Here is a 22,138-nt window from a genome sequence, read left to right on the forward strand (position 1 = left end):
AATAAAGCTTGCTTAGTGATCCAAACTGTCGGTTTCCACCTTAACCGCTTTATCGGTTTTATCCTCCGGCAAAACCAAGTTCAACAATACTGCCATAATACCGCCTGCGGAAATTGAGTTTTGGAACAATACCGGCAGGTTTTTGAACACTTCCGGCTCAAATGCTACGCCCAAACCCAAACCGACAGAAGTAGCCGCTATAACCGCTTCACGACGGCGAATACCGTGGCTGACCAAAATCCGCACACCGGCAATCGCAATCAGGCCGAACATCAACACCATTGCGCCACCCAAAACCGGACTCGGAATCGTAGTAAACGCGCGGCCGATGACAGGGAACAAGCCCAACAATACCAAAATCGCCGCAATATATTTGCCCACATGACGCGAAGCCACGCCGGTCATTTGAATCACGCCGTTATTTTGCGCAAACGTGGTTAAAGGCAAAGAGCCCAACGCAGTCGCAATTACAGAAACCAAACCATCTGCCAATACGCCGCCGCGCAGGCGTTTGGTGTATTCCTCACCCTCAATCGGCTGCTCGGAGACCATCGCAGTCGCCGTCAAATCGCCAACTGCTTCAAATACGCTCAACAGGAAAATCGCACCGGCAACGATAAACGCGTGCCAATCAAATGCGAAACCATATTTAAACGGAACAGGCAGGGTAATCAGCGGCAGGTTTTGCAGGGCGGAAAAATCTACTTTGCCCAAAAACAGCGCAACAATATAACCGACAATCAAACCCACCGCGATGCCGCTCATACGCAGCAATGGGTTTTTCAAGCAGTTGAAAACCAATACAATCAGCAACACCAGCGATGCCAGACCTAAGTTTTCCATCGAACCGAACGTACCGTCTGCTTTCGCACCGAAGCCGCCGCCAAAGTCAGTAATACCGACATGCACCAAACTCAAGCCGATCAACATGACGACCACGCCGCTTACAGTCGGCGTAATCACTTTTTTCAAATAAGGCAAAAGCCAAGCGGAGAAGCACACCAAAAACGCTCCGACAAAGGACACGCCCAAAAGCGTTGAAATCATCGCATCTTCAGTCAAACCGCCCTCTTTCATGCCGGTACCGAGTGCAATCATCACAGTAACAAAAGAGAAATTGACCGACTGAATCGACAACATGCCCGAACCGACCGGTCCGAAACGGTTAACCTGCAAATAAGTGCCGACACCGGAAGCCACCATCGCCATCGACACCAAATAAGCTGTCATTTCAACCGGCAGCTCCAATGCCCCACCGACAATCAGTGCCGGAGTAATCATCGGAACAAAAATCGCCAGAAGGTGCGTAACCGCACTCAACAACGCATTCCCAAACGGCGGCTTGTCTTCCAAACCATAAACCAAATCAAGCGATTCCGCCTGTTTTTCAGTCATTCCGGCCATGTTGAACCTTCTCTCAAGAATCGTTAAAAAATATTAAGATGCGTATTTTAACCAATTTGAAATGTATCAGCAAATTCAAAACCATCAGGCCGTCTGAAAGTTCCGCCCAGCCGTTTTCAGACGGCCTCAAACCGCCTTAACACATTTTAATTCTTGACATCATTTTTCTACCTAAAAACAAACAAACCAATGATTTAAAAATGTATTATTCATTAAGATAATGACAAGTCACCATTAAACAGCAAAGCCTCATAGCGGATATGTTTCACACAAACAACAAAGTAAGCTACAATCCACTGCATAATTCACCCACACCATAAAATTAAAGGTTTCCGTATGTTAAAAGGCAGTCTGGTTGCCCTGATTACTCCGATGAATCAAGACGGCAGCATCAACTACGAACAACTTCATGACTTAATTGACTGGCACATTGAAAACGGCACCGACGGCATCGTCGCCGTCGGCACCACCGGCGAGTCAGCCACCCTGCCTGTCGAAGAACATTTGGCCGTTATTGAAGCCACTGTCAAACACGTCAACAAGCGCGTTCCCGTTATCGCCGGCACAGGCGCCAACAATACTGTCGAAGCCATCGCCCTTTCCAAAGCCGCCGAACAAGCCGGTGCGGACTACACCTTATCTGTTGTTCCCTACTACAACAAACCTTCGCAAGAAGGCATTTACCAACATTTCAAAGCCATCGCCGAAGCCACTTCGATTCCGATGATTATCTATAATGTTCCCGGCCGTACCGTCGTGAGCATGAGCAACGACACTATTTTGCGTTTGGCCGAGATTCCGAATATCGTCGGCGTGAAAGAAGCCAGCGGCAATATCGGCAACAACATCGAATTGATCAACAGCGTTCCTGAAGGTTTTGCCGTGTTCTCCGGTGACGACCCTACCGGTCTGCCTTTCATGCTGTGTGGCGGTCATGGCGTGGTAACCGTTGCAGCCAACGTTGCACCGAAACTCTTTGCCGACATGTGTCGAGCCGCCCTTGAGGGCGATATTGCGACCGCCCGTCGTCTAAACGAGCAACTTATCCCAATTTATAACACCATGTTCTGCGAGCCCAGCCCAGCCGCGCCCAAATGGGGCCTGAGCTTATTGGGCAAATGCGAACCCCATGTTCGTCTGCCTTTGGTAGCACTGACCGAAGCCGGTCAAGCCAAAGTCCGAGCCGCTCTGGAAAAATCAGGACAAATCTGATCCGGAAATAAGGCCGTCTGAATCCCAAACGCCCTTTTCAGATGGCCTCCCTGTTAAGAACTCCATCCACAGGAAAACAAGATGACCTATATCAAACCCATCGTAGTAGCCCTCGCCCTGATTAGCATGACTGCCTGTTCCGGCAGCAAAAAAGAACAACCCAAACTCGACTATCAAAGTCAATCGCATCGCCTGGTCAAACTGGAAGTACCACCTGATTTGAACAACCCAGACCAAGGCAACCTCTACCAATTACCGGCAGGCAGCGGTGCCGTCCGTGCCAGCGACTTCAACAAACGCCGCACTCAAGCCGTACAACAACCTGCCAATGCAGAAGTCTTGAAATCCGTTAAAGGCGTACGCCTTGAGCGTGACGGCAACCAACGCTGGTTGGTTGTCGATGGCAAATCGCCTCGCGAAATTTGGCCGTTGCTGAAAGTATTCTGGCAAGAAAACGGTTTCGACATCAAATCTGAAGAACCTGCCATCGGCCAAATGGAAACCGAGTGGGCTGAAAACCGAGCCAAAATCCCTCAAGACAGCCTGCGCCGTCTGTTGGACAAAGTTGGCTTGGGCGGCATCTACTCTACCAGCGAACGCGACAAATTCATCATCCGCATCGAACAAGGTAAAAACAATTCGACCGACATCTTCTTCGCCCACAAAGGCATGAAAGAAGTTTATGCCGACCGTAAAAAAGACACTACTATGTGGCAGCCAAGCGAGAGCGACCCTAACCTCGAAGCCGCATTCCTCGCCCGCTTTATGCAATACTTAGGCGTTGACGGCCAGCAAGCCGAACAAGCTCTGACCCAAAGCGTTGCCGCCCGCAGTAATGCTTCTGAGTTGGCCCGTGTGGACAACGGTACTTTGTTGCTGGCAGGCGATTACGGCCGCAACTGGCGCCGTACCGCCCTTGCGCTTGACCGCATCGGCCTGACTGTTATCGGTCAAAATGCCGAACGCCGCGCTTTCTTGGTTCAACAAGCGCCAACCGAAGGCGAAGCAGTTGCCAATAAAAAACCAGGCCTGTTCAAACGCGTATTTGGCAAAGGCAAAGCAGAAGCGCCAAAAACGTATCCTGAAATCATCGTGTATGTTGAGCCTATCAACAATGGCGCACGCCTCCATCTGTTGAATAAAGACGGCAGCCCATACAAAGGCAGCGATGCCTCCACATTGTTGAGCCGCCTGCACACAGAATTGCGTTAATCCGTTATTCGACTTAAGGCCGTCTGAAATATTCAGACGGCCTTTTTAACGAATCCGGCATGGTTTCAAATTCCCAATCTGACGTTATAATCAGAACATTTTTCCCCATTACCCAAGCTGCCATGACCCGACAAAAAGCCTATCTGATCCTGACCGCCCTGTTTACCCTGATGTTTATCGTACTGATTCTGTTGGGCGCTTATCTTCTGAGCATTCACAGCAAACAATTTGCCGTTGCCGCCTTTCTGTTTGCCTTTGCGGCCGTTTTTGCCCAAATCGGCAGCCTTGCCCTTTACATCCGCCACAAAGCACGCGCACAAATGGCTCGTATGCAGCAAACCGAAAACCATTAAGGAAAAACCATGTTTGAAAAAATCGTCCTTGCCAGTGGCAACGCAGGCAAACTCAAAGAATTTTCCCGCCTTTTTGCCGACTTAAACATCGAAGTCCTGCCACAATCACAGTTCAATACGCCCGAATGTCCCGAGCCGTACCATACCTTTATTGAAAATGCCCTGGCTAAAGCACGTCATGCCGCCAAATACAGCGGCTTACCGGCACTTGCCGACGACTCCGGCATCTGCACCAACGCCTTAAACGGCGCACCCGGCATTTTCTCCGCACGTTATGCAGGCGAAAACCCCAAATCCGATGCCGCAAACAACGCCAAACTCTCTGCCGATCTTGCCGATAAAGACGACAAAAGCTGCTACTACGTCTGCGTACTCGTACTCGTCCGCCACGAAAACGACCCGCAGCCCATCATCGCCGAAGGCATCTGGCGCGGCCAATGGCAGGCCGAAGCAGCCGGTACAAACGGCTTCGGCTACGATCCGCATTTCTATTTGGCCGAACATGGTTGCACCGCCTCCGAGCTTAACCCTGAAATCAAAAATGCCGAAAGCCACCGCGCTCAAGCATTGCGTGAATTGTTAAGAAAAATCGAATCCTTATAAATCGATAATAGGCCGTCTGAAAACCTGAAACGTTTTTTTAGATGTTCTAAATCCAACAAATAATGGAAGAAATCCATGTCCCCTAAGCAAATCTTGATTGTCGCCATCCGCTTGGTCGTTTTAATCGGTATCGTACAAACGCTTGGCAGCATCGCGACCATATTCGTACAGACAGAAAGCATGTATGACAGTAAACAAATCTCATCCGTACTGATGCTCTACGGCTTGTATTTAATTGCATGGCTGCTGCTATGGTGTTTCCCTGCCGCCATTGCCAACCGCCTGTTGCCCGAACATCTGCAAACCGTACAGGAAGCCCCAAAACACCCTGCACCATGGCTGACAACCGGTATTGTATTAATAGGCATATATACTGTTTTCCAAGCTATCCCCGACCTAATTTACCAGTTCTCTCTCTATCTTTTTGTACAGTCTATTGCTATCGACACACATACATCCGTTTGGGCGGACCTCGGCGCACAAAACCAAGCCGGTATACTTGCCAACATCGCGCAGCTTTTTATCGGCATTTTCCTGCTATTCGGTGCACCCAAACTCTCATCTTGGATGCGCAAAAGACTTTAACTACATAAAAACAACAGGCCGTCTGAAACCTTCAGACGGCCTACCTCACATTCATTCCCATGCCCAAACCCTCGCCTGAAGAATTGGCAGCCTTTGCAAAACACGTCGCTGCCTTCATCCCAACCACACCCGACAAACTTCTTCAACTCATTGACAGTCAAGAAACTGCTATCGTCTTTTTAGGCAAACCAAGCTGTTCATACTGTCGCTATTTTGTTGCAAAACTGCTTACCGTTTCCATAAACAAGCAACTTACCATCCACTTTACCGACAGCAGCAACAAGATAGTTTTAAAAACTTTTCGTGAACAACACGGCATCCAAACTGTTCCCGCTCTACTCAAAATCTCACAAGGCAAAATAAAATTCGTCTGCAATTCCAAATTATCAGAAGAAGAAATTGAAGCTTTTTTGAGCGCTTAGACTTCGCATATTTCCTACTAATTACTTTCCCAGCCTACATTTCAGTTAAAATAACGGCCTAAAAATTTCAGACGGCCTTAAGCCTCAACACATACCATGACCCAAATCACTTTCCAACGCCCCGGTCAGCTAACCGCCCTGCCTCCTTTATCACTCTATATCCACATTCCATGGTGCATCAAAAAATGCCCGTATTGCGACTTTAATTCCCACAGCCTGAAAAACGGCCTGCCGGAAGAAGCCTATATCGATGCCCTACTAACCGACTTGCAGCTTGAATTGCCCAATATTTGGGGCAGACCGGTGGAAACGATATTTTTCGGTGGCGGTACGCCCAGCCTGTTTCAGGCGGAATCGATTGACCGCTTGTTAAGCGGCGTGCGTTCGCTGTTGCGCTTGCAACCCGAAGCGGAAATTACTTTAGAAGCGAACCCGGGCACATTTGAAATTGAGAAGTTTCAGGGATTTAAAGATGCAGGTATTACGCGTCTGTCTATCGGCGTACAAAGTTTTAACGACGATATGCTTGCTCGATTGGGACGCGTTCACAATGGCAAAGAAGCCCTGACAGCCATTGATACTGCATTGAAACTATTTGATAAAGTCAATATCGATTTGATGTATGCCCTGCCAAACCAAACGGTTCAGACGGCCTTAAACGATGTGCAAACCGCTATTGCAACAGGCGTATCGCATATCAGTGCCTATCATCTGACAATGGAACCGAACACGCCTTTCGGTCATACGCCGCCCAAAGGATTGCCACAAGATGAAGCGGCATTGGACATCGAAGATGCCGTACACAGCGAATTGGAAGGCACAGGCTTTATCCACTACGAAACATCGGCTTTTGCAAAACCTGGTATGCAGTGCCGCCATAATTTGAACTACTGGCAGTTCGGCGATTACTTAGGGATAGGCGCCGGTGCGCACGGCAAAATTTCCTATCCCGACCGTATTGAGCGTACCGTCCGCTGCCGTCATCCCAACGACTATCTTGCCGCCATGCAGAGCAATCCGCATGAAGTAGTTGAACGCAAAACCGTTACTGCCGAAGACCTTCCATTCGAATTCATGATGAACGCCCTACGCCTGACCGATGGCGTACCTGCCGCAATGTTGCAGGAACGTACCAGCGTACCCACTGCAAAAATCATGGCACAAATAGAAACCGCCAGACAAAAAGGCCTGCTTGAATCAGACCCGACCGTGTTCCGACCGACCGAGCAAGGCCGTTTGTTCTTAAACGATTTGTTACAGTGTTTTTTATAAGTGCTTTTTTACAACAGTTGAAACATTTTTAGATTTGCTTAATTTACGACAAGAAAATACAATCTGAATAATTGTTGGGAACGACCAACCCCGGCGATTATCCACTACTCCTAATCCTACATTAAGGACAAAACAATGAAAAAAGTTCTGGTAACACTGATTGCTCTTTCCCTGCCTACATTTGCATTGGCTGATGCAACCAAAGGTTTTTATGTTCAAGCTGATGCTGGTCATGCTACTGTAAAACAAAAAGCTAATAATGCCAGTGGCTCGGTTAAAGGTTTTAGTCCACGCATTTCTGCTGGTTACGATTTCGGTGATTTCCGTGTTGCCGCTGACTATACCCATTATAAGTCTGAAAAAATCAACACTGCCTCATTCGATGCTGAAGGTAAATACCACAGTGCCGGCGTTTCTGCTATTTATGACTTTGATCTGGAAGCTCCTGTAAAACCTTATGTAGGTGCTCGTGTGGCTATTAATCATGCTTCTGCAAAAGTCAAGACAGCTAATTCATATTATGAACGTAGTGATACTAAAACTGGTGTTGGAGCAATGGCTGGCGTAAGCTACGAAGTAACACCTAACGTTGCCTTGGATGCAGGCTATCGCTACAACTATTGGGGCAAAATGAATAGCGTTAAGTTCCATACTCACGAAGTATCTGCCGGTGTACGCGTAACATTCTAATTCTTATCATGAAGCAATAATGGCCTCATGCATCAAGTAACGAAAGGCCGTCTGAAACCTGTTTCTCAGGATTTCAGACGGCCTTTAAGTTTTTTAAATATATCTAACTTTTTGCTACTTTTACTTTTTCTGCAAACCACAGCGCCACAGCCGTACCTGCCATATCGGCAATGCCGTCCGCGATCGAACCTTGGCGCGTAGTAGTCAGAAATGCCTGAGCCAACTCACTGCCTATTGCAAACAATAAAGCAGCAAGCAGAATGCCTTTATAGGGAATATTCCTACTGTCTTGAATAAACATTTTTGCACACAACCATGCCTGACCGAAAAACAGTCCGAAATGACCGACTTTATCAAAATGGGGAAATGGTGGAGCGCTATTGCCGCCCTCTTTGAAAAGTAAGGCATAAATGGCGGCGGCAAACCAAATACAAGCAGCGGCAGTAAATTTGTTTAATGGTAAGGCTTTCATTTGTCGGCCTCTTCATCCAACCATGTTTGGCAGATATCTGCCAAGCGGACAAATTTCCCACCCCGTGCCTTCAAAATATCACGCCATTGTACTACTTCTTCTGCATCCGGGGCATCTTCAATACTGCATTCGTAAAGACAGAAGTCTAATGTTTCGCCAACAATACCTGGGGCTTCGGTCTGCATAAGGCTGGTCAGTTCGTTCATATTTACTGTTTCTTTGATTCGTTTATCACTAGTCAGACGCGCTGCCTGTTTTCAGGCCGTCTGAACATGATGTGCAAGGCTGCCCATTTGGCTTACTTACTGTGTAAAAACCGTGTTGCCTCTTCCCATTCGCCATTCAACACGGCCGGCAATCCTTGTAGGGATTTGGTGATGGAGTCATCAATTTGCTGTCTGTGTTCCGCTGACGGTTTATTCAACACATAACCGACAACCAGATTACGGTCGCCAGGGTGATCAATGCCTAAGCGCAGGCGGTAGAAATTGGGCGTACCCAAGCGAGCCTGAATGTCTTTGAGGCCGTTGTGTCCGCCGTTGCCGCCACCAAGTTTGAATTTGATACGGCCGCATGGAATATCCAGCTCGTCATGAACCACCAAGATTTCCTCCGGCTTGATTTTGTAAAACTGAGCCAAAGCGGCAACGGCCTGACCGGAGCGGTTCATAAAGGTCATGGGTTTGAGCAGCCAAACATCGCCATCAGGCGTAGTGGCGCGCGCTACTTCGCCGTAAAATTTCTTTTCGTCTTTAAAATTGACTTTCCATTTCCATGCCAGTTCGTCCAACAGCCAAAAGCCGACATTGTGGCGCGTTTGTTCGTATTCTTGGCCTGGATTACCCAAACCGACGATTAATTTAATTTTCAAGCTCATTACTGTTCTTTCAGTTTGACAGGCCGTCTGAAAAAGTTTCAGACGGCCTTCGATTTATTCTTGCCCTGCGCGTTTACGTCTCGCTTCTTTCGGATCAATCAACAATGGACGATAAACCTCAATCCGATCGCCATTGCGCAACGCTGTCTCGTCTTTCACTGCCTTACCGAAAATACCCAAAGGCGCTTGCTGCAAATCCAACTCTGGGAACTCTACCTCCAAACCGCTTTGCAGGGCGGCTTCGCGTACGGTTGTCCCTTCGGCAACGGTCATGTTCTTCAACACTTGCCTATCGGCCAGTCCGTAAACAATTTCAATCTCAAGCATAGCGGCGGTCGGCCTCTTTAATAAAAGCATCCACCAATGTACCGGCGAGATGGCCGAATACCGGGGAAATCATGGCAGAGAGTACGGCATTGGAGAAATCGTATTCTAATCTGAATTCGACTTTGCACATATCATCGCCCAAGTCGATAAATTTCCAAGTGCCGCGCAGGGTTTTAAATGGTCCTTCGAGCAAATCCATGCGGATTTCCTGCCCTGGGATATTGTGGTTGTGTGTCGCAAACGACTGTTTGACGCGCATATAGTCCATAAACAAGCGCGCTTTTAGCTCATTGCCTTTGCGTTCGATGACTTCGGTCTTGCTGTACCACGGCAAAAATTTTGGATAGTCCTCAACTTTGTCCACCAGCTCAAACATTTCCTTAGCGCTATGCAGCACCAATACGTTTTTCTCGACTTTTTTCATGTTGGTTGTAGACCTTGTTTTTGAATATTCGGGGTTCAGACGGCATGATTTAGAAAAATATCTGCCCTACTTTGGGACAAAATTCCTAATTTAAACCGCTTCGCCATTTTGTTTCGCTTCCAGCCATTCCCAGCGTTCCAGCTTTTCCAAAAGCGACATCTCGATTTCTTCAGCCCTGCTTTGTAACGCACCTGCTTTTTCGTAATCTTTGAAAATTTCAGGATCGGAAAGCTGGGTATTGATTTCAGCCTGTTCGGTTTCCAAAGCGGCGATTTCATCAGGCAGGGCATCGAGTTCACGCTGTTCTTTGTAAGAAAGTTTGACCGTGCGGTTGGCTTTGGGTTTGATTTTTTCAGGCTCGGCAACCGCTTTAGGCGCAGAGGCCGTCTGAATCTTCTCTTCTCTCGATTTTGCGTCGATATAGTCCTGATAGCCGCCGATGTATTCTTTCAGACGGCCTTGTCCTTCGAAAACAATGCTTTGGGTAATCACATTATCCAAGAACATACGGTCATGCGAGACAAGGAATACCGTGCCTTGGTAATCACGCAGCAAGTCTTCGAGCAGCTCTTGGGTGTCAATGTCCAAGTCGTTGGTCGGTTCGTCCAAAACCAGAATATTAGCAGGACGGGTAAAGAGTTTCGCCAGCAAAAGGCGGTTGCGTTCACCGCCGGAGAGCGATGAAACGGGGCTTTGTGCACGGGCTGGATGGAACAGAAAATCTTCCAAATAGCTCATCACATGCTTTTTCTTACCGCCGACTTCAACGTAATCATTGCCCTGTCCGAGCGTGTAAAACACAGTGTCGTTTTCATTCAACGCGCTGCGAAACTGGTCGAAATAAGCAACCTCCTGCTTACTGCCGATGCGGATTCTGCCGTAGGTCGGCTGCAATTCGCCCAAAATCAGCTTAAGGAAGGTGGTTTTACCGATACCGTTTGGACCGATTAAGCCGATTTTGTCGCCACGCTGCAGAATGGCGGAGAATTTGTCCATGATAACTTTGTCGCCATAGGCAAACGAAGCGTGTTCCAATTCGGCGATGATTTTGCCGCTTTTCTCACCGCTGTCGAGCTTGAAGTTGACCTGCCCTTGTACATTGCGACGTTCGGCGCGCTGGCGGCGCAGTTCTTCCAAACGGCGCACGCGCCCTTCGTTACGGGTACGGCGCGCTTCGATGCCTTTGCGTATCCATGCTTCTTCCTGCGCGTGAAATTTATCAAACAGGCGGTTATGTTCTGCCTCGACTGCCAACTCTTGCGCTTTTTTCTCGCTATATTTGGAGAACGAGCCGGGATAGGAGCGCAGAATGCCGCGGTCTAGTTCGACGATGCGCGTGGCGATATTGTCCAAAAAACGACGGTCGTGGGTAATCACAACCAAGCTGCCTTCAAACGCTTTGAGCAGGTTTTCCAGCCAGATAATCGCGTCGATATCCAAATGGTTGGTCGGTTCGTCCAGCAGCAATACGTCGGGCTTTTGCACCCAAGCCTGCGCCAAGGCGACGCGCTTTTTCTGACCGCCGGAAAGGTTGCCGATTTTTTCGTTTTCCGGCAAACCCAGTTCCCCCAAAGTCTGCTTGACTGCTGCATCCAACTTCCAGCCGTCCTTCGCTTCGATTTCAAGTTGCAATTCATTGAGTTCTTTCAACAAAGCCTCACTCGAACCATTTTCCAACTCATGGCTGACATGATGATAACGGCGCAATAAATCGCGGATTTCGCCCAAGCCTTCGGCGACGGTGTCAAATACGGTGGCTTCCTTATCAAAAAAGGATTCCTGCGGCACATAAACGATTTTAAGGTTGTTTTGAACAATAATCTGCCCGTCATCGAGCTTTTGTACGCCTGCAAGGATTTTTAAAAACGAAGACTTACCCGCACCGTTGCGGCCGATTAAACCGATTTTCTCGCCGCTATCTAGTTGAAAAGAAGTTTTGTCGAGCAAGGCGACGTGGCCGACGGCAAAAGAAGCATTTTCTACGGATAAGATATTCATGGGGAAACTTCAAAAAAGAAAAGGGAGACATTTTAACCGATTATCGGCAGATATTTGCCGACAATCATATGAAATTGAAAGTATCAGGCCGTCTGAAAGCGGTTTTCAGACGGCCTTCATCATTATTCTTGAACCTTCAAACCGAAATGCAGATAGGCTCTTTCGGTTGCTACGCGTCCGCGCGGTGTGCGCTGTAAAAAGCCCTGCTGAATCAGATATGGTTCAATCACATCTTCGATGGTATCGGTCGATTCGCCAATCGCAGCAGCCACGTTTTCCAAACCGACAGGACCGCCGCTGAACTTGTGCAAAATCGCCTCAAGGAATTTCCTGTCCATCACATCCAAACCTTGCCCGTCTACATCCAGCATACTCAAAGCCGCATCGGCAATTTCTGCATCAATAACGCCGTTGTTTTTCACATCTGCATAATCGCGTACACGTCGCAAAAGGCGGTTGGCAATACGCGGCGTACCACGGCTGCGCTTGGCCACTTCCATCGCACCCTCGTCGCCCATATCCAACTGTAACAACTGGGCAGAACGAGCAACAATAGTCGCTAAGTCTTTGTTTTGATAAAACTCTAATCGGGATACGATACCGAAACGGTCGCGCAAAGGATTGGTCAGCATGCCGGCACGGGTCGTCGCGCCCACCAATGTAAACGGCGGCAAATCGATTTTGACCGAACGCGCGGCCGGTCCTTCGCCTATCATGATATCCAACTGATAATCTTCAAGCGCAGGATAAAGGATTTCTTCAACCACAGGGCTTAAGCGGTGGATTTCATCAATAAACAGCACATCATGCGGCTCGAGGTTGGTCAATAAGGCTGCAAGGTCGCCGGCTCGCTCCAAAACCGGGCCGCTGGTTTGACGCAAATTAACGCCTAACTCTTTGGCGATAATGTGTGCCAAAGTAGTTTTGCCCAAACCCGGAGGGCCAAACAGCAAAGTGTGGTCAAGCGCTTCGCCACGTTTTTTCGCCGCCTGAATAAAAATAGCCAATTGCTCTTTTGCTTTATCCTGCCCGATATAGTCGTCTAAAGTTTTCGGACGTAAAGCGCGTTCAAGCAATTCTTCCTGAGCGGAAATATTTTGAGCAGTGATAATGCGCTGAGGTTGTGCAGAAGTAAGATTATCGGTTTGTAGCATAATGTTTCTAAATTCTAAGACCGTTCCCGACCCGTTATTTCAGACGGCCCGAACAATCAGATAAAGCGGTTAAATTATGATTTTGGCCATTATACCTGATAAGGCCGAGCCGCTTTTCCCTCAAATCTAAATCACACAAAAATTTTCGTTTTCAGACGGCCAAAGCAACGTATAATAAACGGTTAATTCAAATACCTATCGCATTCAGGAGAACACATGAGCCTCAAGCAAAAAGTCATCGCCATCGACGGCCCCAGCGCATCCGGTAAAGGGACGGTTGCCTCACGCGTAGCCGAAGCCTTGAGTTTTCTTTACCTCGACTCCGGTGCGCTTTACCGCCTGACCGCACTTTACGCACAAAAACAAAATGTTGCCTTGACAGATGAAGACGCCGTCAGCACATTGGCAGAAACTTTGCCCGCACAATTTGAAGGCGGCGCCGTATTATTAAACGGCGATGATGTATCCGAGCAAATCCGTACCGAAGTGATTGGCATGGGCGCATCTGCCGTCGCACAGTTGCCTAAAGTGCGCACAGCCCTTTTGCAGCGCCAACGCGACTTCCTGACCGAAAAAGGTTTGGTCGCCGACGGCCGCGATATCGGCTCGGTTATTTTCCCTGATGCCGCATTAAAAATTTTCCTGACCGCAAGTGCCAATGTCCGCGCCCAACGTCGTGCAAAGCAACTCAGTATTCCATGCGAAGGCGTTGAATTCGAGCGCATTTTGTCAGACATTGAAGCGCGCGACGAAGCAGACCGCCGCCGCCCTGTTGCTCCGTTGAAACAACTACCCGACGCCCTGCTTTTAGATACTGATAACCTTTCTATCGAAGAAGCTGTAAAAAAAGTGCTTGATTGGTATCATAAAGTTTAAAATTTGGAGTATAATCGCGAAGTTTTCATTTCAGACGGCCTGTTAACCGTATAACAAGGCCGTCTGAAAACATTTCCTAACCTGCCGCGCCAAGGACGGCAGGTCATTTCAAACCTAACCCGCACCCCTTGGCGGTGTACCGAAAAGAGTATATATGACTATGGAAAATTTTGCCCAGCTGCTGGAAGAAAGCTTTACCCTGCAAGAGATGAACCCAGGTGAAGTGATTACTGCCGAAGTAGTCGGCATCGATCAAAACTTCGTTACCGTTAACGCAGGTCTGAAATCAGAATCTCTGATTGATGTTGCTGAATTCAAAAACGCTCAGGGCGAGATTGAAGTTAAAGTTGGCGATTTCGTTACCGTTACCATCGAATCTGTTGAAAACGGCTTCGGCGAAACCAAACTGTCCCGCGAAAAAGCCAAACGCGCTGCCGACTGGATCGCTTTGGAAGAAGCTATGGAAAACGGCGACATCCTGTCCGGCGTTATCAATGGCAAAGTCAAAGGTGGTCTGACTGTTATGATCAACAGCATCCGCGCATTCCTGCCGGGTTCTTTGGTTGACGTACGTCCTGTAAAAGACACTTCTCACTTCGAAGGCAAAGAAATTGAATTCAAAGTGATCAAACTGGACAAAAAACGCAACAACGTTGTTGTGTCCCGCCGCGCTGTTCTGGAAGCTACTTTGGGCGAAGAACGCAAAGCCTTGCTGGAAAACCTGCAAGAAGGTTCAGTTATCAAAGGTATCGTTAAAAACATCACCGATTACGGTGCGTTCGTTGACTTGGGCGGCATCGACGGTCTGTTGCACATCACCGACTTGGCATGGCGCCGTGTGAAACACCCAAGCGAAGTTTTGGAAGTTGGTCAAGAAGTTGAAGCTAAAGTCCTAAAATTCGACCAAGACAAACAACGCGTTTCTCTGGGTATGAAACAACTGGGCGAAGATCCTTGGAGCGGCCTGACCCGTCGTTACCCACAAGGCACCCGCCTGTTCGGTAAAGTATCCAACCTGACCGACTACGGCGCATTCGTTGAAATCGAACAAGGCATCGAAGGTTTGGTACACGTTTCCGAAATGGATTGGACCAACAAAAACGTACACCCAAGCAAAGTTGTTCAACTGGGTGACGAAGTTGAAGTAATGATCCTGGAAATCGACGAAGACCGCCGCCGTATCTCTTTGGGTATGAAACAATGCCAAGCTAACCCTTGGGAAGAATTTGCCGCCAACCATAACAAAGGCGACAAAATCTCCGGCGCAGTTAAATCTATCACTGACTTCGGCGTATTCGTAGGTCTGCCTGGCGGCATCGACGGCCTGGTTCACTTGTCTGACCTGTCTTGGACCGAAGCCGGTGAAGAAGCTGTACGCAAATACAAAAAAGGCGAAGAAGTTGAAGCCGTTGTATTGGCAATCGACGTTGAAAAAGAACGCATCTCTTTGGGTATCAAACAACTGGAAGGTGATCCGTTCGGCAACTTCATCAGCGTAAACGACAAAGGTTCTTTGGTTAAAGGTTCTGTGAAATCTGTTGACGCCAAAGGTGCCGTAGTCGCTCTGTCTGAAGAAGTTGAAGGCTACCTGCCTGCTTCTGAATTCGCCGCTGACCGCGTTGAAGACCTGACTACCAAACTGAAAGAAGGCGACGAAGTTGAAGCCGTTATCGTTACCGTTGACCGCAAAAACCGCAGCATCCGTCTGTCTGTTAAAGCGAAAGACGCTAAAGAAAACCGCGAAGCGCTGAATTCAGTTAACGCCGCTGCAACTGCCAATGCCGGTACTACCAGCCTGGGCGACTTGCTGAAAGCCAAACTGTCCGGCGACCAAGAATAAGGTTGCAGACATGACGAAGTCTGAATTGATGGTTCGCCTTGCAGAAGTGTTTGCCGAAAAAAATGGCAACCAACTGCTGGCTAAAGATGTCGAATACAGTGTAAAAGTCTTGGTTGATACCATGACCCGCTCACTGGCTCGTGGACAACGTATCGAAATCCGCGGCTTCGGCAGCTTCGACTTGAACCACCGCCCTGCCCGTATCGGGCGCAACCCAAAAACCGGCGAACGCGTGGAAGTGCCAGAAAAGCATGTTCCTCACTTCAAACCGGGTAAAGAGTTGCGTGAGCGTGTAGACTTGGCATTGCAAGAAAGTGCTCATTAATACTTAGTAGCAAAACGCCGCAGAAATGCGGCGTTTTTTTGTTTTCGCAAGAAATACCAAAACCTGCTCTTTTCACGCATACCTTAATTACACACTATTTCAACTATATCTACTACAATGCTTGTGCAAAAAACGCAGGCCGTCTGAAATCATTTATAATAGACCGACTATTCTGTAATGAAAACATCATTCCAAGTACTGTCCAAACTATTGCGGATGATGTTTCAACTATCGCCAGCAAAGCATAATAAAGGTTACACATGAGCAATAGAGACCAACTATTCACACCACCTCCATTTGAAAACCACAGCCCATTGACTTGGTATCAAGCTGCAGCCGAACAGCCCAACTTTATCCGCGACGAAGCACAAGCGCGAGCCATTGAATATTTGGATCGTTTGTGGACCGAGCTGATGATGTTCAAACGCAAACGCAACCGTTTTCTCGGCCGTAGCTTACGTTCCCCCCAAGTACCTAAAGGACTCTATTTTTATGGCGGCGTAGGACGCGGTAAAAGCTTTTTGATGGATGCTTTTTTCGGCTGCCTCCCCTATCGTCGTAAGCGTCGCGTGCATTTCCATGCCTTTATGGCCGAAATCCATCAACGCCTTAAAGTCTTGAAAAGCGAAGCCAATCCCTTAAAAGCCGTTGCAACAGAAATTGCCAAAGAAACACGCGTATTATGCTTTGACGAGTTCCACGTCAGCGATATTGCCGATGCCATGATTCTAGGCCGTTTGCTGGAAAACCTGCTGAGTGAAGGTGTAGTCTTGGTAGCCACTTCCAACTACGCCCCATCCGAACTCTATCCTCAAGGCCAAAACCGCAGCAGTTTTCTGCCAACCATTGCCCTTATCGAGTCTAACCTGACCGTTTTAAATGTGGATGGCGGCGAAGATTACCGCTTGCGTACGTTGCGTCCTGCCGAAATTTTCTTTGTTCCTAATAATGAAGAGAACGAGCAAAAACTGGCTGCTTTATTTAAAGAAATGAGTGGAATCTCTGAATTAAACCCAGGCATCAGCATTATTCATGGACGGGAAATTCCTCATAAAGCCCAGTCAGAACGCGCCATCTGGTTTGATTTCCGCGCATTATGTTTTGGCCCGCGCTCACAAGCTGACTATTTATATTTAGCCGAACATTACGAGATGGTTTTCCTTTCAGGATTAGAACGCCTAACCCCTCAAGAAAAAGCAGAAGCACGCCGTCTGACATGGTTAATTGACGTTTTATACGATTTCCGTGTGAAGCTGTGCGCTACCAGCGCAGTTGGTGTAAACGATATTTACGTTGAAGGCGATTTTGCCGAAGAATTTACCCGTACAGCCAGCCGTATGATCGAAATGCAATCTGAAGTCTACTTGGAACAACCACACCTGACTTTAAGCAAATAATGCCTTTCCCAAAAAGGGGCGAAATTTGGTAGAATACACTTCCCTCGCCTCTTGGCTACGACAACTTACCTTTCAATAAAAACAAGGACATAACATGGCTATCGAACGTACGATTTCCATCATCAAACCCGATGCAGTAGAAAAAAACGTCATCGGCAAGATTTACAGCCGCTTTGAAGAAAACGGCTTGCGCATTATTGCGGCGAAAATGAAACATCTCTCTGAGCGTGAAGCAAAAGAGTTTTATGCCGTACATAAGGATCGCCCTTTTTATGAAGACTTGGTTAAATTCATGACTCGCAATCCTGTCATGATTCAAGTATTGGAAGGTGAAAATGCCGTTGCCAAAAATCGCGAATTGATGGGCGCAACCAACCCAGCCGATGCAGCTCCTGGCACAATCCGTGCCGACTTTGCAGAATCTGTCAGTGTTAATGCCGTACATGGTTCTGACAGCGTTGAAAATGCTGCAATTGAAATTGCTTACTTCTTCAGCCAAAGCGAAATCTGCCCACGCTAAGAATAAAAGCCTGTAGCCGCTTTACGGCCGTCCGATTCATATCGGACGGCAAAACTGCTTTGTATGTCCTATAAATTAAAGGCCGTCTGAAAATCCAAAGGCTTTTAAAGCAAAGCTGCCCAATAAGCCCCTTTGCTTTAAAAGCTTTACTGAGAAACATAAAAATACATGAAAACCAATCTACTGAATTACGATTTAAACGGACTGACGCAACACTTTGCCGAAATGGGCGAAAAGCCTTTTCGTGCCAAACAGGTAATGCGTTGGATGCATCAAGCCGGTGCACAGAACTTTGAAGAAATGACTGACTTGGCTAAATCATTACGTGCCAAGTTGAATGAACAAGCCACAATCGAAGTGCCTAAATTAATGATGGCACAAGAATCTACTGATGGCACACGCAAATGGTTGCTGGATGTCGGCACGGGCAACGGTGTAGAAACCGTCTTCATTCCTGAAGCTGAACGCGGTACTTTGTGCATCTCTTCCCAAGTCGGTTGTGCATTGGAATGCACCTTCTGCTCTACCGGACGACAAGGTTTCAACCGCAACCTGACTGCCGCTGAAATTATCGGTCAGCTTTGGTGGGCCAATAAAGCCATGGGCGTTACCCCTAAAAACGAACGCGTTATATCTAACGTTGTGATGATGGGTATGGGCGAACCCATGGCAAACTTTGACAATGTTGTTACCGCTTTAAGCATTATGCTGGATGACCACGGCTACGGCTTGAGCCGTCGCCGCGTGACCGTTTCCACTTCAGGCATGGTTCCGCAAATGGATAGACTGCGTGATGCAATGCCTGTTGCTTTGGCTGTATCTTTACACGCATCCAACGATGAAGTGCGTGATCAGATTGTTCCCCTCAACAAAAAATACCCACTCAAAGAATTGATGGCGGCCTGTCAACGTTATTTGGTCAAAGCCCCACGCGACTTTATTACCTTTGAATACGTTATGCTCGACGGTATCAACGATAAAGCGCAACATGCGCGCGAATTGATTGAGTTGGTTAAAGACGTACCCTGCAAATTCAATCTGATTCCGTTCAATCCTTTCCCAAATTCCGGCTACGAACGTTCTAGCAATGAAAATATCCGTGTCTTCCGCGATATTCTGCAACAAGCCGGCTTTGTCGTTACTGTCCGCAAAACCCGCGGCGACGATATCGACGCTGCTTGCGGACAATTGGCCGGACAAGTACAAGATAAAACACGCCGACAACAAAAATGGCAACAGATTTTGGTCGAACAATAAGGTTAATTATGAAAATCAAGTTCGGATTCGCTTTACTTACCGCACTGACTCTTTCTGCCTGCGCTTCCTCTTCCGGCCCAAGCCCTAAAGAACGTGCCATTCAAGTTTCTAATATCAAAACCCAACTGGCTGTGGAATATATGCGCGGCCAAAACTACCGCCAAGCTACCGAAAGTATCGAAGAGGCGCTTAAGTCCAATTCAAAAAATGACCTTGCTTGGTTGGTACGCGCCGAGATTTATCAGTATTTGAAAGTCAAAGATAAAGCTCAGGAAAGCTTTCTTAAAGCATTGTCTTTAAAACCTGATAGCGCGGAAGTCAACAACAACTACGGTTGGTTCTTGTGCAATCAAATGAATGCACCAGCCGAATCTTTGGCTTATTTTGACAAAGCACTGGCTGACCCAACCTACCCAAGCCCCTTTATTGCCAATATGAATAAAGGCATTTGCAGCGCAAGATTAGGTCAATACTCTTTAGCCCAGGCCTATTTGGAAAGGTCTTTAGCAGCGAATCCGCAATTCTTCCCTGCTTTCAAAGAACTTGCCCGAACCAAAATGATGGCAGGCAATCTGAACGATGCCGACTATTATTTCCGCCAATACCAAAGCAAAGTTGATGTCCTGCAGGCTGACGATTTGCTTTTAGGCTGGCGTTTGGCTACCGCCTTGGGCAATAAACACGCCGCATACGAATACGAAGCACAACTTAGGGCAAACTTCCCTTATTCAGACGAACTACAAACCGTCACAACGGGCCACTAAATGGAAAATAACGATAAAATCAACTACGACACACAAGCCGCCAAAACATTGGGGGATGAATTACGCAAACACAGAACTGATGCCAAAATCGATATTCAAGATGTTGCTTCACGTTTGAAACTGTCTGCCGAACAAATTGATGCTTTGGAAAAAGGGGAATATTCAGGTTTTCCCGGTTTAGTCTTTGTTTCAGGCTATCTGCGTTCATATGCACGATTTCTGAAAATTGACGAACAAACCATCGCCAAACATTTGCTCTCCATTACTCCGCAACTTGAAGACCATGTATACGCGGTAACACGCAGCACCAACACCGGCTTAAGCTACAAAGACACTGAGAAACAAGGCTTCCCAAAATGGATATTGGGAATAGCTGCATTGGCTTTGGCTGTAGGCGGCGTTTACTTTTGGCAAAGCAAATCCAGTTTTGAAAATGAGCAGGCAAATATTCAGAACAGCAAAGATGTTGCTGATACGATGAAAACGCCTGCCTTAAAAACGGATAATGTTGCCGTTAGCGAAATGACGGAAGACGGCAAAAAAGAAATCACCAATAAGCCTGAAGTGGCCAATGATCAAGCAGCCTCAGCAGCTTCCGCCGCCGTACAAGAAGAGAAGCCTGCTGTCAAAGTTGAGAAAGACGAACTTTGGATTAAAGTCCAATACCGAAGTAATCTGATTATTACAGACAAAGATGGAAAAGTAGTATTCAGCCGTATCGTTCCAGCCGGAAGCGAACAACGTCTGAGAGGCGGCGCGCCTTACAATGTTTGGATCGGTATTGCAGCCGGCTCGGAAGCCAATTACGGCGGCACACCTATCGAACCTTTGAAATACCGTGTTGCCGGTGAAAAATCCGCCTCTTTTGTTGCAGGAAAAAACTAAAATGACCACACCTAAACGCCGTCAGACACATCAAGTCAAAATTGACCATCTCATCATCGGTTCGGATGCGCCCGTTGTTGTGCAATCTATGACCAATACCGATACCGCAGATGCAGAAGCAACCGCCCGACAGGTCAAAGAGTTGAGCGATGCCGGCTCGGAAATGGTTCGCATCACGGTCAATACTCCGGAAGCGGCTTCCAAAGTCGCCGAAATCCGCAGCCGCTTAGACGATATGGGCTACACCACGCCTTTGATTGGTGATTTCCATTTTAATGGCGAACGCTTATTAGCCGAATTTCCTGAGTGCGGCAAGGCCCTGTCTAAATACCGCATCAACCCAGGCAATGTCGGCAAAGGCGCAAAAGGCGATGAGAAATTTGCCTTTATGATTCGTACAGCGGCAGAAAACAATAAAGCCGTACGCATCGGTGTGAACTGGGGTTCGCTTGATCAAAGCCTTGCAAAGCGCATGATGGATGCCAACCTAGCTTCTGCTACACCGAAGCCGCCTGAAGAAATCATGAAAGAGGCTTTGATTGTTTCGGCGCTGGAATCGGCAGAAAAAGCTGTGGCTTTGGGCTTGCCTGAAGACAAAATCATTTTGTCGTGCAAGGTCAGCGCCGTACAAGACTTGATTCAGGTTTACCGCGAATTAGGCAGCCGTTGCCGTTACCCGCTCCATCTCGGTCTGACTGAGGCTGGCATGGGCAGCAAGGGCATTGTGGCTTCCACCGCAGCTTTGGCCGTATTGTTGCAAGAAGGTATCGGCGACACCATTCGAATTTCCCTTACGCCCGAACCCGGCTCTCCGCGTACACAAGAAGTCATTGTCGGTCAGGAAATCCTGCAAACCATGGGCTTGCGCTCCTTTACGCCAATGGTTACAGCCTGCCCGGGTTGCGGCCGTACCACCAGTACCGTATTCCAAGAGTTGGCTCAAGACGTACAAAACTATTTACGCCAAAAAATGGCTGTTTGGCGCACTGAATATCCAGGCGTTGAATCATTGAACGTCGCTGTAATGGGTTGCGTGGTAAATGGTCCGGGCGAAAGCAAACTTGCCGATATCGGTATCAGCCTGCCAGGTACAGGCGAAACACCGGTTGCGCCGGTTTATGTAGACGGCGAGCGGAAAGTCACCCTCAAAGGCGACAATATCGCTGCCGAGTTTTTACAAATCGTTGAAGATTATGTCAAAACCAACTACTGCGAAGGTGGCGCAAAGCGTAAGCAAAACCGTGTCATTCCGATTCAATCTGCCTAAAA

25 protein-coding genes are annotated in these 22,138 nt (G+C 47.8%); 17 read left to right on the top strand and 8 right to left on the bottom strand.

Annotation, left to right across the window (positions count from 1 at the left end; all coding sequences use genetic code 11):
* Positions 1–12: 12 nt before the first annotated feature.
* Positions 13–1,404: a nucleobase:cation symporter-2 family protein gene (locus ACTHS4_RS02275; RefSeq protein ID WP_003679024.1), complete on the bottom strand. Its 1,392-nt coding sequence runs from the start codon at positions 1,402–1,404 to the stop codon at positions 13–15.
* 336 nt (positions 1,405–1,740) lie between these two features.
* Between ACTHS4_RS02275 and dapA the strand changes: the two genes are divergently transcribed.
* From dapA to ACTHS4_RS02315, 8 genes are all read left to right on the top strand, one after another.
* Positions 1,741–2,616: a 4-hydroxy-tetrahydrodipicolinate synthase gene (dapA, locus tag ACTHS4_RS02280; RefSeq protein WP_070460828.1), complete on the top strand. Its 876-nt coding sequence runs from the start codon at positions 1,741–1,743 to the stop codon at positions 2,614–2,616.
* Positions 2,617–2,742: 126 nt separating this feature from the next.
* Positions 2,743–3,828 (top strand): outer membrane protein assembly factor BamC, encoded by a 1,086-nt coding sequence (gene bamC / locus ACTHS4_RS02285; protein WP_371460168.1) that lies wholly within the window; start codon positions 2,743–2,745, stop codon positions 3,826–3,828.
* Between the two features lie 122 nt (positions 3,829–3,950).
* The gene (locus ACTHS4_RS02290) at positions 3,951–4,181 is read left to right on the top strand and encodes an NGO_0222 family membrane protein (RefSeq protein ID WP_314511623.1); all 231 of its coding nucleotides are present in this window, start codon (positions 3,951–3,953) and stop codon (positions 4,179–4,181) included.
* A gap of 9 nt (positions 4,182–4,190) precedes the next feature.
* Positions 4,191–4,784 (top strand): RdgB/HAM1 family non-canonical purine NTP pyrophosphatase, encoded by a 594-nt coding sequence (rdgB, locus tag ACTHS4_RS02295; RefSeq protein ID WP_314511621.1) that lies wholly within the window; start codon positions 4,191–4,193, stop codon positions 4,782–4,784.
* 75 nt (positions 4,785–4,859) lie between these two features.
* Positions 4,860–5,369, top strand: coding sequence for a hypothetical protein (locus tag ACTHS4_RS02300; RefSeq protein ID WP_128582751.1), 510 nt, complete (start codon positions 4,860–4,862; stop codon positions 5,367–5,369).
* Positions 5,370–5,428: 59 nt separating this feature from the next.
* Complete coding sequence (locus tag ACTHS4_RS02305) at positions 5,429–5,791, top strand: thioredoxin (RefSeq protein ID WP_440365459.1); 363 nt, start codon at positions 5,429–5,431, stop codon at positions 5,789–5,791.
* Positions 5,792–5,887: 96 nt separating this feature from the next.
* On the top strand, positions 5,888–7,063 hold the full coding sequence (gene hemW / locus ACTHS4_RS02310) for a radical SAM family heme chaperone HemW (protein ID WP_440365460.1): 1,176 nt from the start codon (positions 5,888–5,890) through the stop codon (positions 7,061–7,063).
* A gap of 135 nt (positions 7,064–7,198) precedes the next feature.
* Entirely contained in the window at positions 7,199–7,753 is a 555-nt protein-coding gene (locus tag ACTHS4_RS02315; protein ID WP_070826204.1) for an opacity family porin, read from the top strand.
* 103 nt (positions 7,754–7,856) lie between these two features.
* On the opposite strand, the gene ACTHS4_RS02320 is transcribed toward ACTHS4_RS02315, so the two are convergent.
* From ACTHS4_RS02320 to ruvB, 7 genes are all read right to left on the bottom strand, one after another.
* The gene (locus ACTHS4_RS02320) at positions 7,857–8,225 is read right to left on the bottom strand and encodes a VanZ family protein (protein ID WP_070826203.1); all 369 of its coding nucleotides are present in this window, start codon (positions 8,223–8,225) and stop codon (positions 7,857–7,859) included.
* Positions 8,222–8,431, bottom strand: a complete 210-nt coding sequence (locus ACTHS4_RS02325) for a dioxygenase (protein ID WP_070826202.1) — start codon at positions 8,429–8,431, stop codon at positions 8,222–8,224. The genes ACTHS4_RS02320 and ACTHS4_RS02325 overlap by 4 nt, the downstream gene beginning before the upstream one ends.
* Positions 8,432–8,523: 92 nt before the next feature.
* The gene (gene pth, locus ACTHS4_RS02330; protein ID WP_063068141.1) at positions 8,524–9,102 is read right to left on the bottom strand and encodes an aminoacyl-tRNA hydrolase; all 579 of its coding nucleotides are present in this window, start codon (positions 9,100–9,102) and stop codon (positions 8,524–8,526) included.
* A 54-nt stretch (positions 9,103–9,156) separates the two neighbouring features.
* Positions 9,157–9,429 carry an RnfH family protein gene (locus ACTHS4_RS02335; protein ID WP_070826201.1) on the bottom strand — a complete coding sequence of 91 codons (273 nt, stop codon included), beginning with the start codon at positions 9,427–9,429 and terminating at the stop codon, positions 9,157–9,159.
* Positions 9,422–9,853 (bottom strand): type II toxin-antitoxin system RatA family toxin, encoded by a 432-nt coding sequence (locus ACTHS4_RS02340; RefSeq protein WP_003683270.1) that lies wholly within the window; start codon positions 9,851–9,853, stop codon positions 9,422–9,424. The genes ACTHS4_RS02335 and ACTHS4_RS02340 overlap by 8 nt, the downstream gene beginning before the upstream one ends.
* Before the next feature lie 90 nt (positions 9,854–9,943).
* The gene (locus tag ACTHS4_RS02345; protein WP_070826200.1) at positions 9,944–11,851 is read right to left on the bottom strand and encodes an ATP-binding cassette domain-containing protein; all 1,908 of its coding nucleotides are present in this window, start codon (positions 11,849–11,851) and stop codon (positions 9,944–9,946) included.
* Positions 11,852–11,973: 122 nt separating this feature from the next.
* A complete protein-coding gene (gene ruvB / locus ACTHS4_RS02350) occupies positions 11,974–13,005 on the bottom strand; it encodes a Holliday junction branch migration DNA helicase RuvB (protein WP_039862144.1) in 1,032 nt (343 codons plus the stop codon).
* A 216-nt stretch (positions 13,006–13,221) separates the two neighbouring features.
* Here ruvB and cmk point away from each other — a divergent pair, with 216 nt between their 5' ends.
* The 9 genes from cmk (at position 13,222) to ispG (ending at position 22,136) form a co-directional block, all read left to right on the top strand.
* Entirely contained in the window at positions 13,222–13,881 is a 660-nt protein-coding gene (gene cmk, locus ACTHS4_RS02355; protein WP_070826198.1) for a (d)CMP kinase, read from the top strand.
* Positions 13,882–14,035: 154 nt separating this feature from the next.
* Positions 14,036–15,721 (top strand): 30S ribosomal protein S1, encoded by a 1,686-nt coding sequence (gene rpsA, locus ACTHS4_RS02360; protein WP_003678994.1) that lies wholly within the window; start codon positions 14,036–14,038, stop codon positions 15,719–15,721.
* A 10-nt stretch (positions 15,722–15,731) separates the two neighbouring features.
* Positions 15,732–16,046 (top strand): integration host factor subunit beta, encoded by a 315-nt coding sequence (locus ACTHS4_RS02365; RefSeq protein ID WP_003678992.1) that lies wholly within the window; start codon positions 15,732–15,734, stop codon positions 16,044–16,046.
* A 260-nt stretch (positions 16,047–16,306) separates the two neighbouring features.
* Positions 16,307–17,443 carry a cell division protein ZapE gene (gene zapE / locus ACTHS4_RS02370; protein WP_049333700.1) on the top strand — a complete coding sequence of 379 codons (1,137 nt, stop codon included), beginning with the start codon at positions 16,307–16,309 and terminating at the stop codon, positions 17,441–17,443.
* A 94-nt stretch (positions 17,444–17,537) separates the two neighbouring features.
* On the top strand, positions 17,538–17,963 hold the full coding sequence (ndk, locus tag ACTHS4_RS02375; RefSeq protein ID WP_004519785.1) for a nucleoside-diphosphate kinase: 426 nt from the start codon (positions 17,538–17,540) through the stop codon (positions 17,961–17,963).
* A 168-nt stretch (positions 17,964–18,131) separates the two neighbouring features.
* Positions 18,132–19,220, top strand: coding sequence for a 23S rRNA (adenine(2503)-C(2))-methyltransferase RlmN (rlmN, locus tag ACTHS4_RS02380; RefSeq protein ID WP_070826197.1), 1,089 nt, complete (start codon positions 18,132–18,134; stop codon positions 19,218–19,220).
* Positions 19,221–19,228: 8 nt separating this feature from the next.
* The gene (pilW, locus tag ACTHS4_RS02385) at positions 19,229–19,984 is read left to right on the top strand and encodes a type IV pilus biogenesis/stability protein PilW (RefSeq protein ID WP_063075505.1); all 756 of its coding nucleotides are present in this window, start codon (positions 19,229–19,231) and stop codon (positions 19,982–19,984) included.
* On the top strand, positions 19,985–20,869 hold the full coding sequence (locus ACTHS4_RS02390) for a helix-turn-helix domain-containing protein (protein ID WP_371460121.1): 885 nt from the start codon (positions 19,985–19,987) through the stop codon (positions 20,867–20,869).
* A gap of 1 nt (position 20,870) precedes the next feature.
* Positions 20,871–22,136, top strand: a complete 1,266-nt coding sequence (ispG, locus tag ACTHS4_RS02395) for a flavodoxin-dependent (E)-4-hydroxy-3-methylbut-2-enyl-diphosphate synthase (RefSeq protein ID WP_070826285.1) — start codon at positions 20,871–20,873, stop codon at positions 22,134–22,136.
* Positions 22,137–22,138 lie beyond the last annotated feature (2 nt).

Origin of the sequence: Neisseria sp. P0014.S009, assembly GCF_051958155.1 — a bacterium.
Lineage (GTDB): Bacteria > Pseudomonadota > Gammaproteobacteria > Burkholderiales > Neisseriaceae > Neisseria > Neisseria flavescens_C.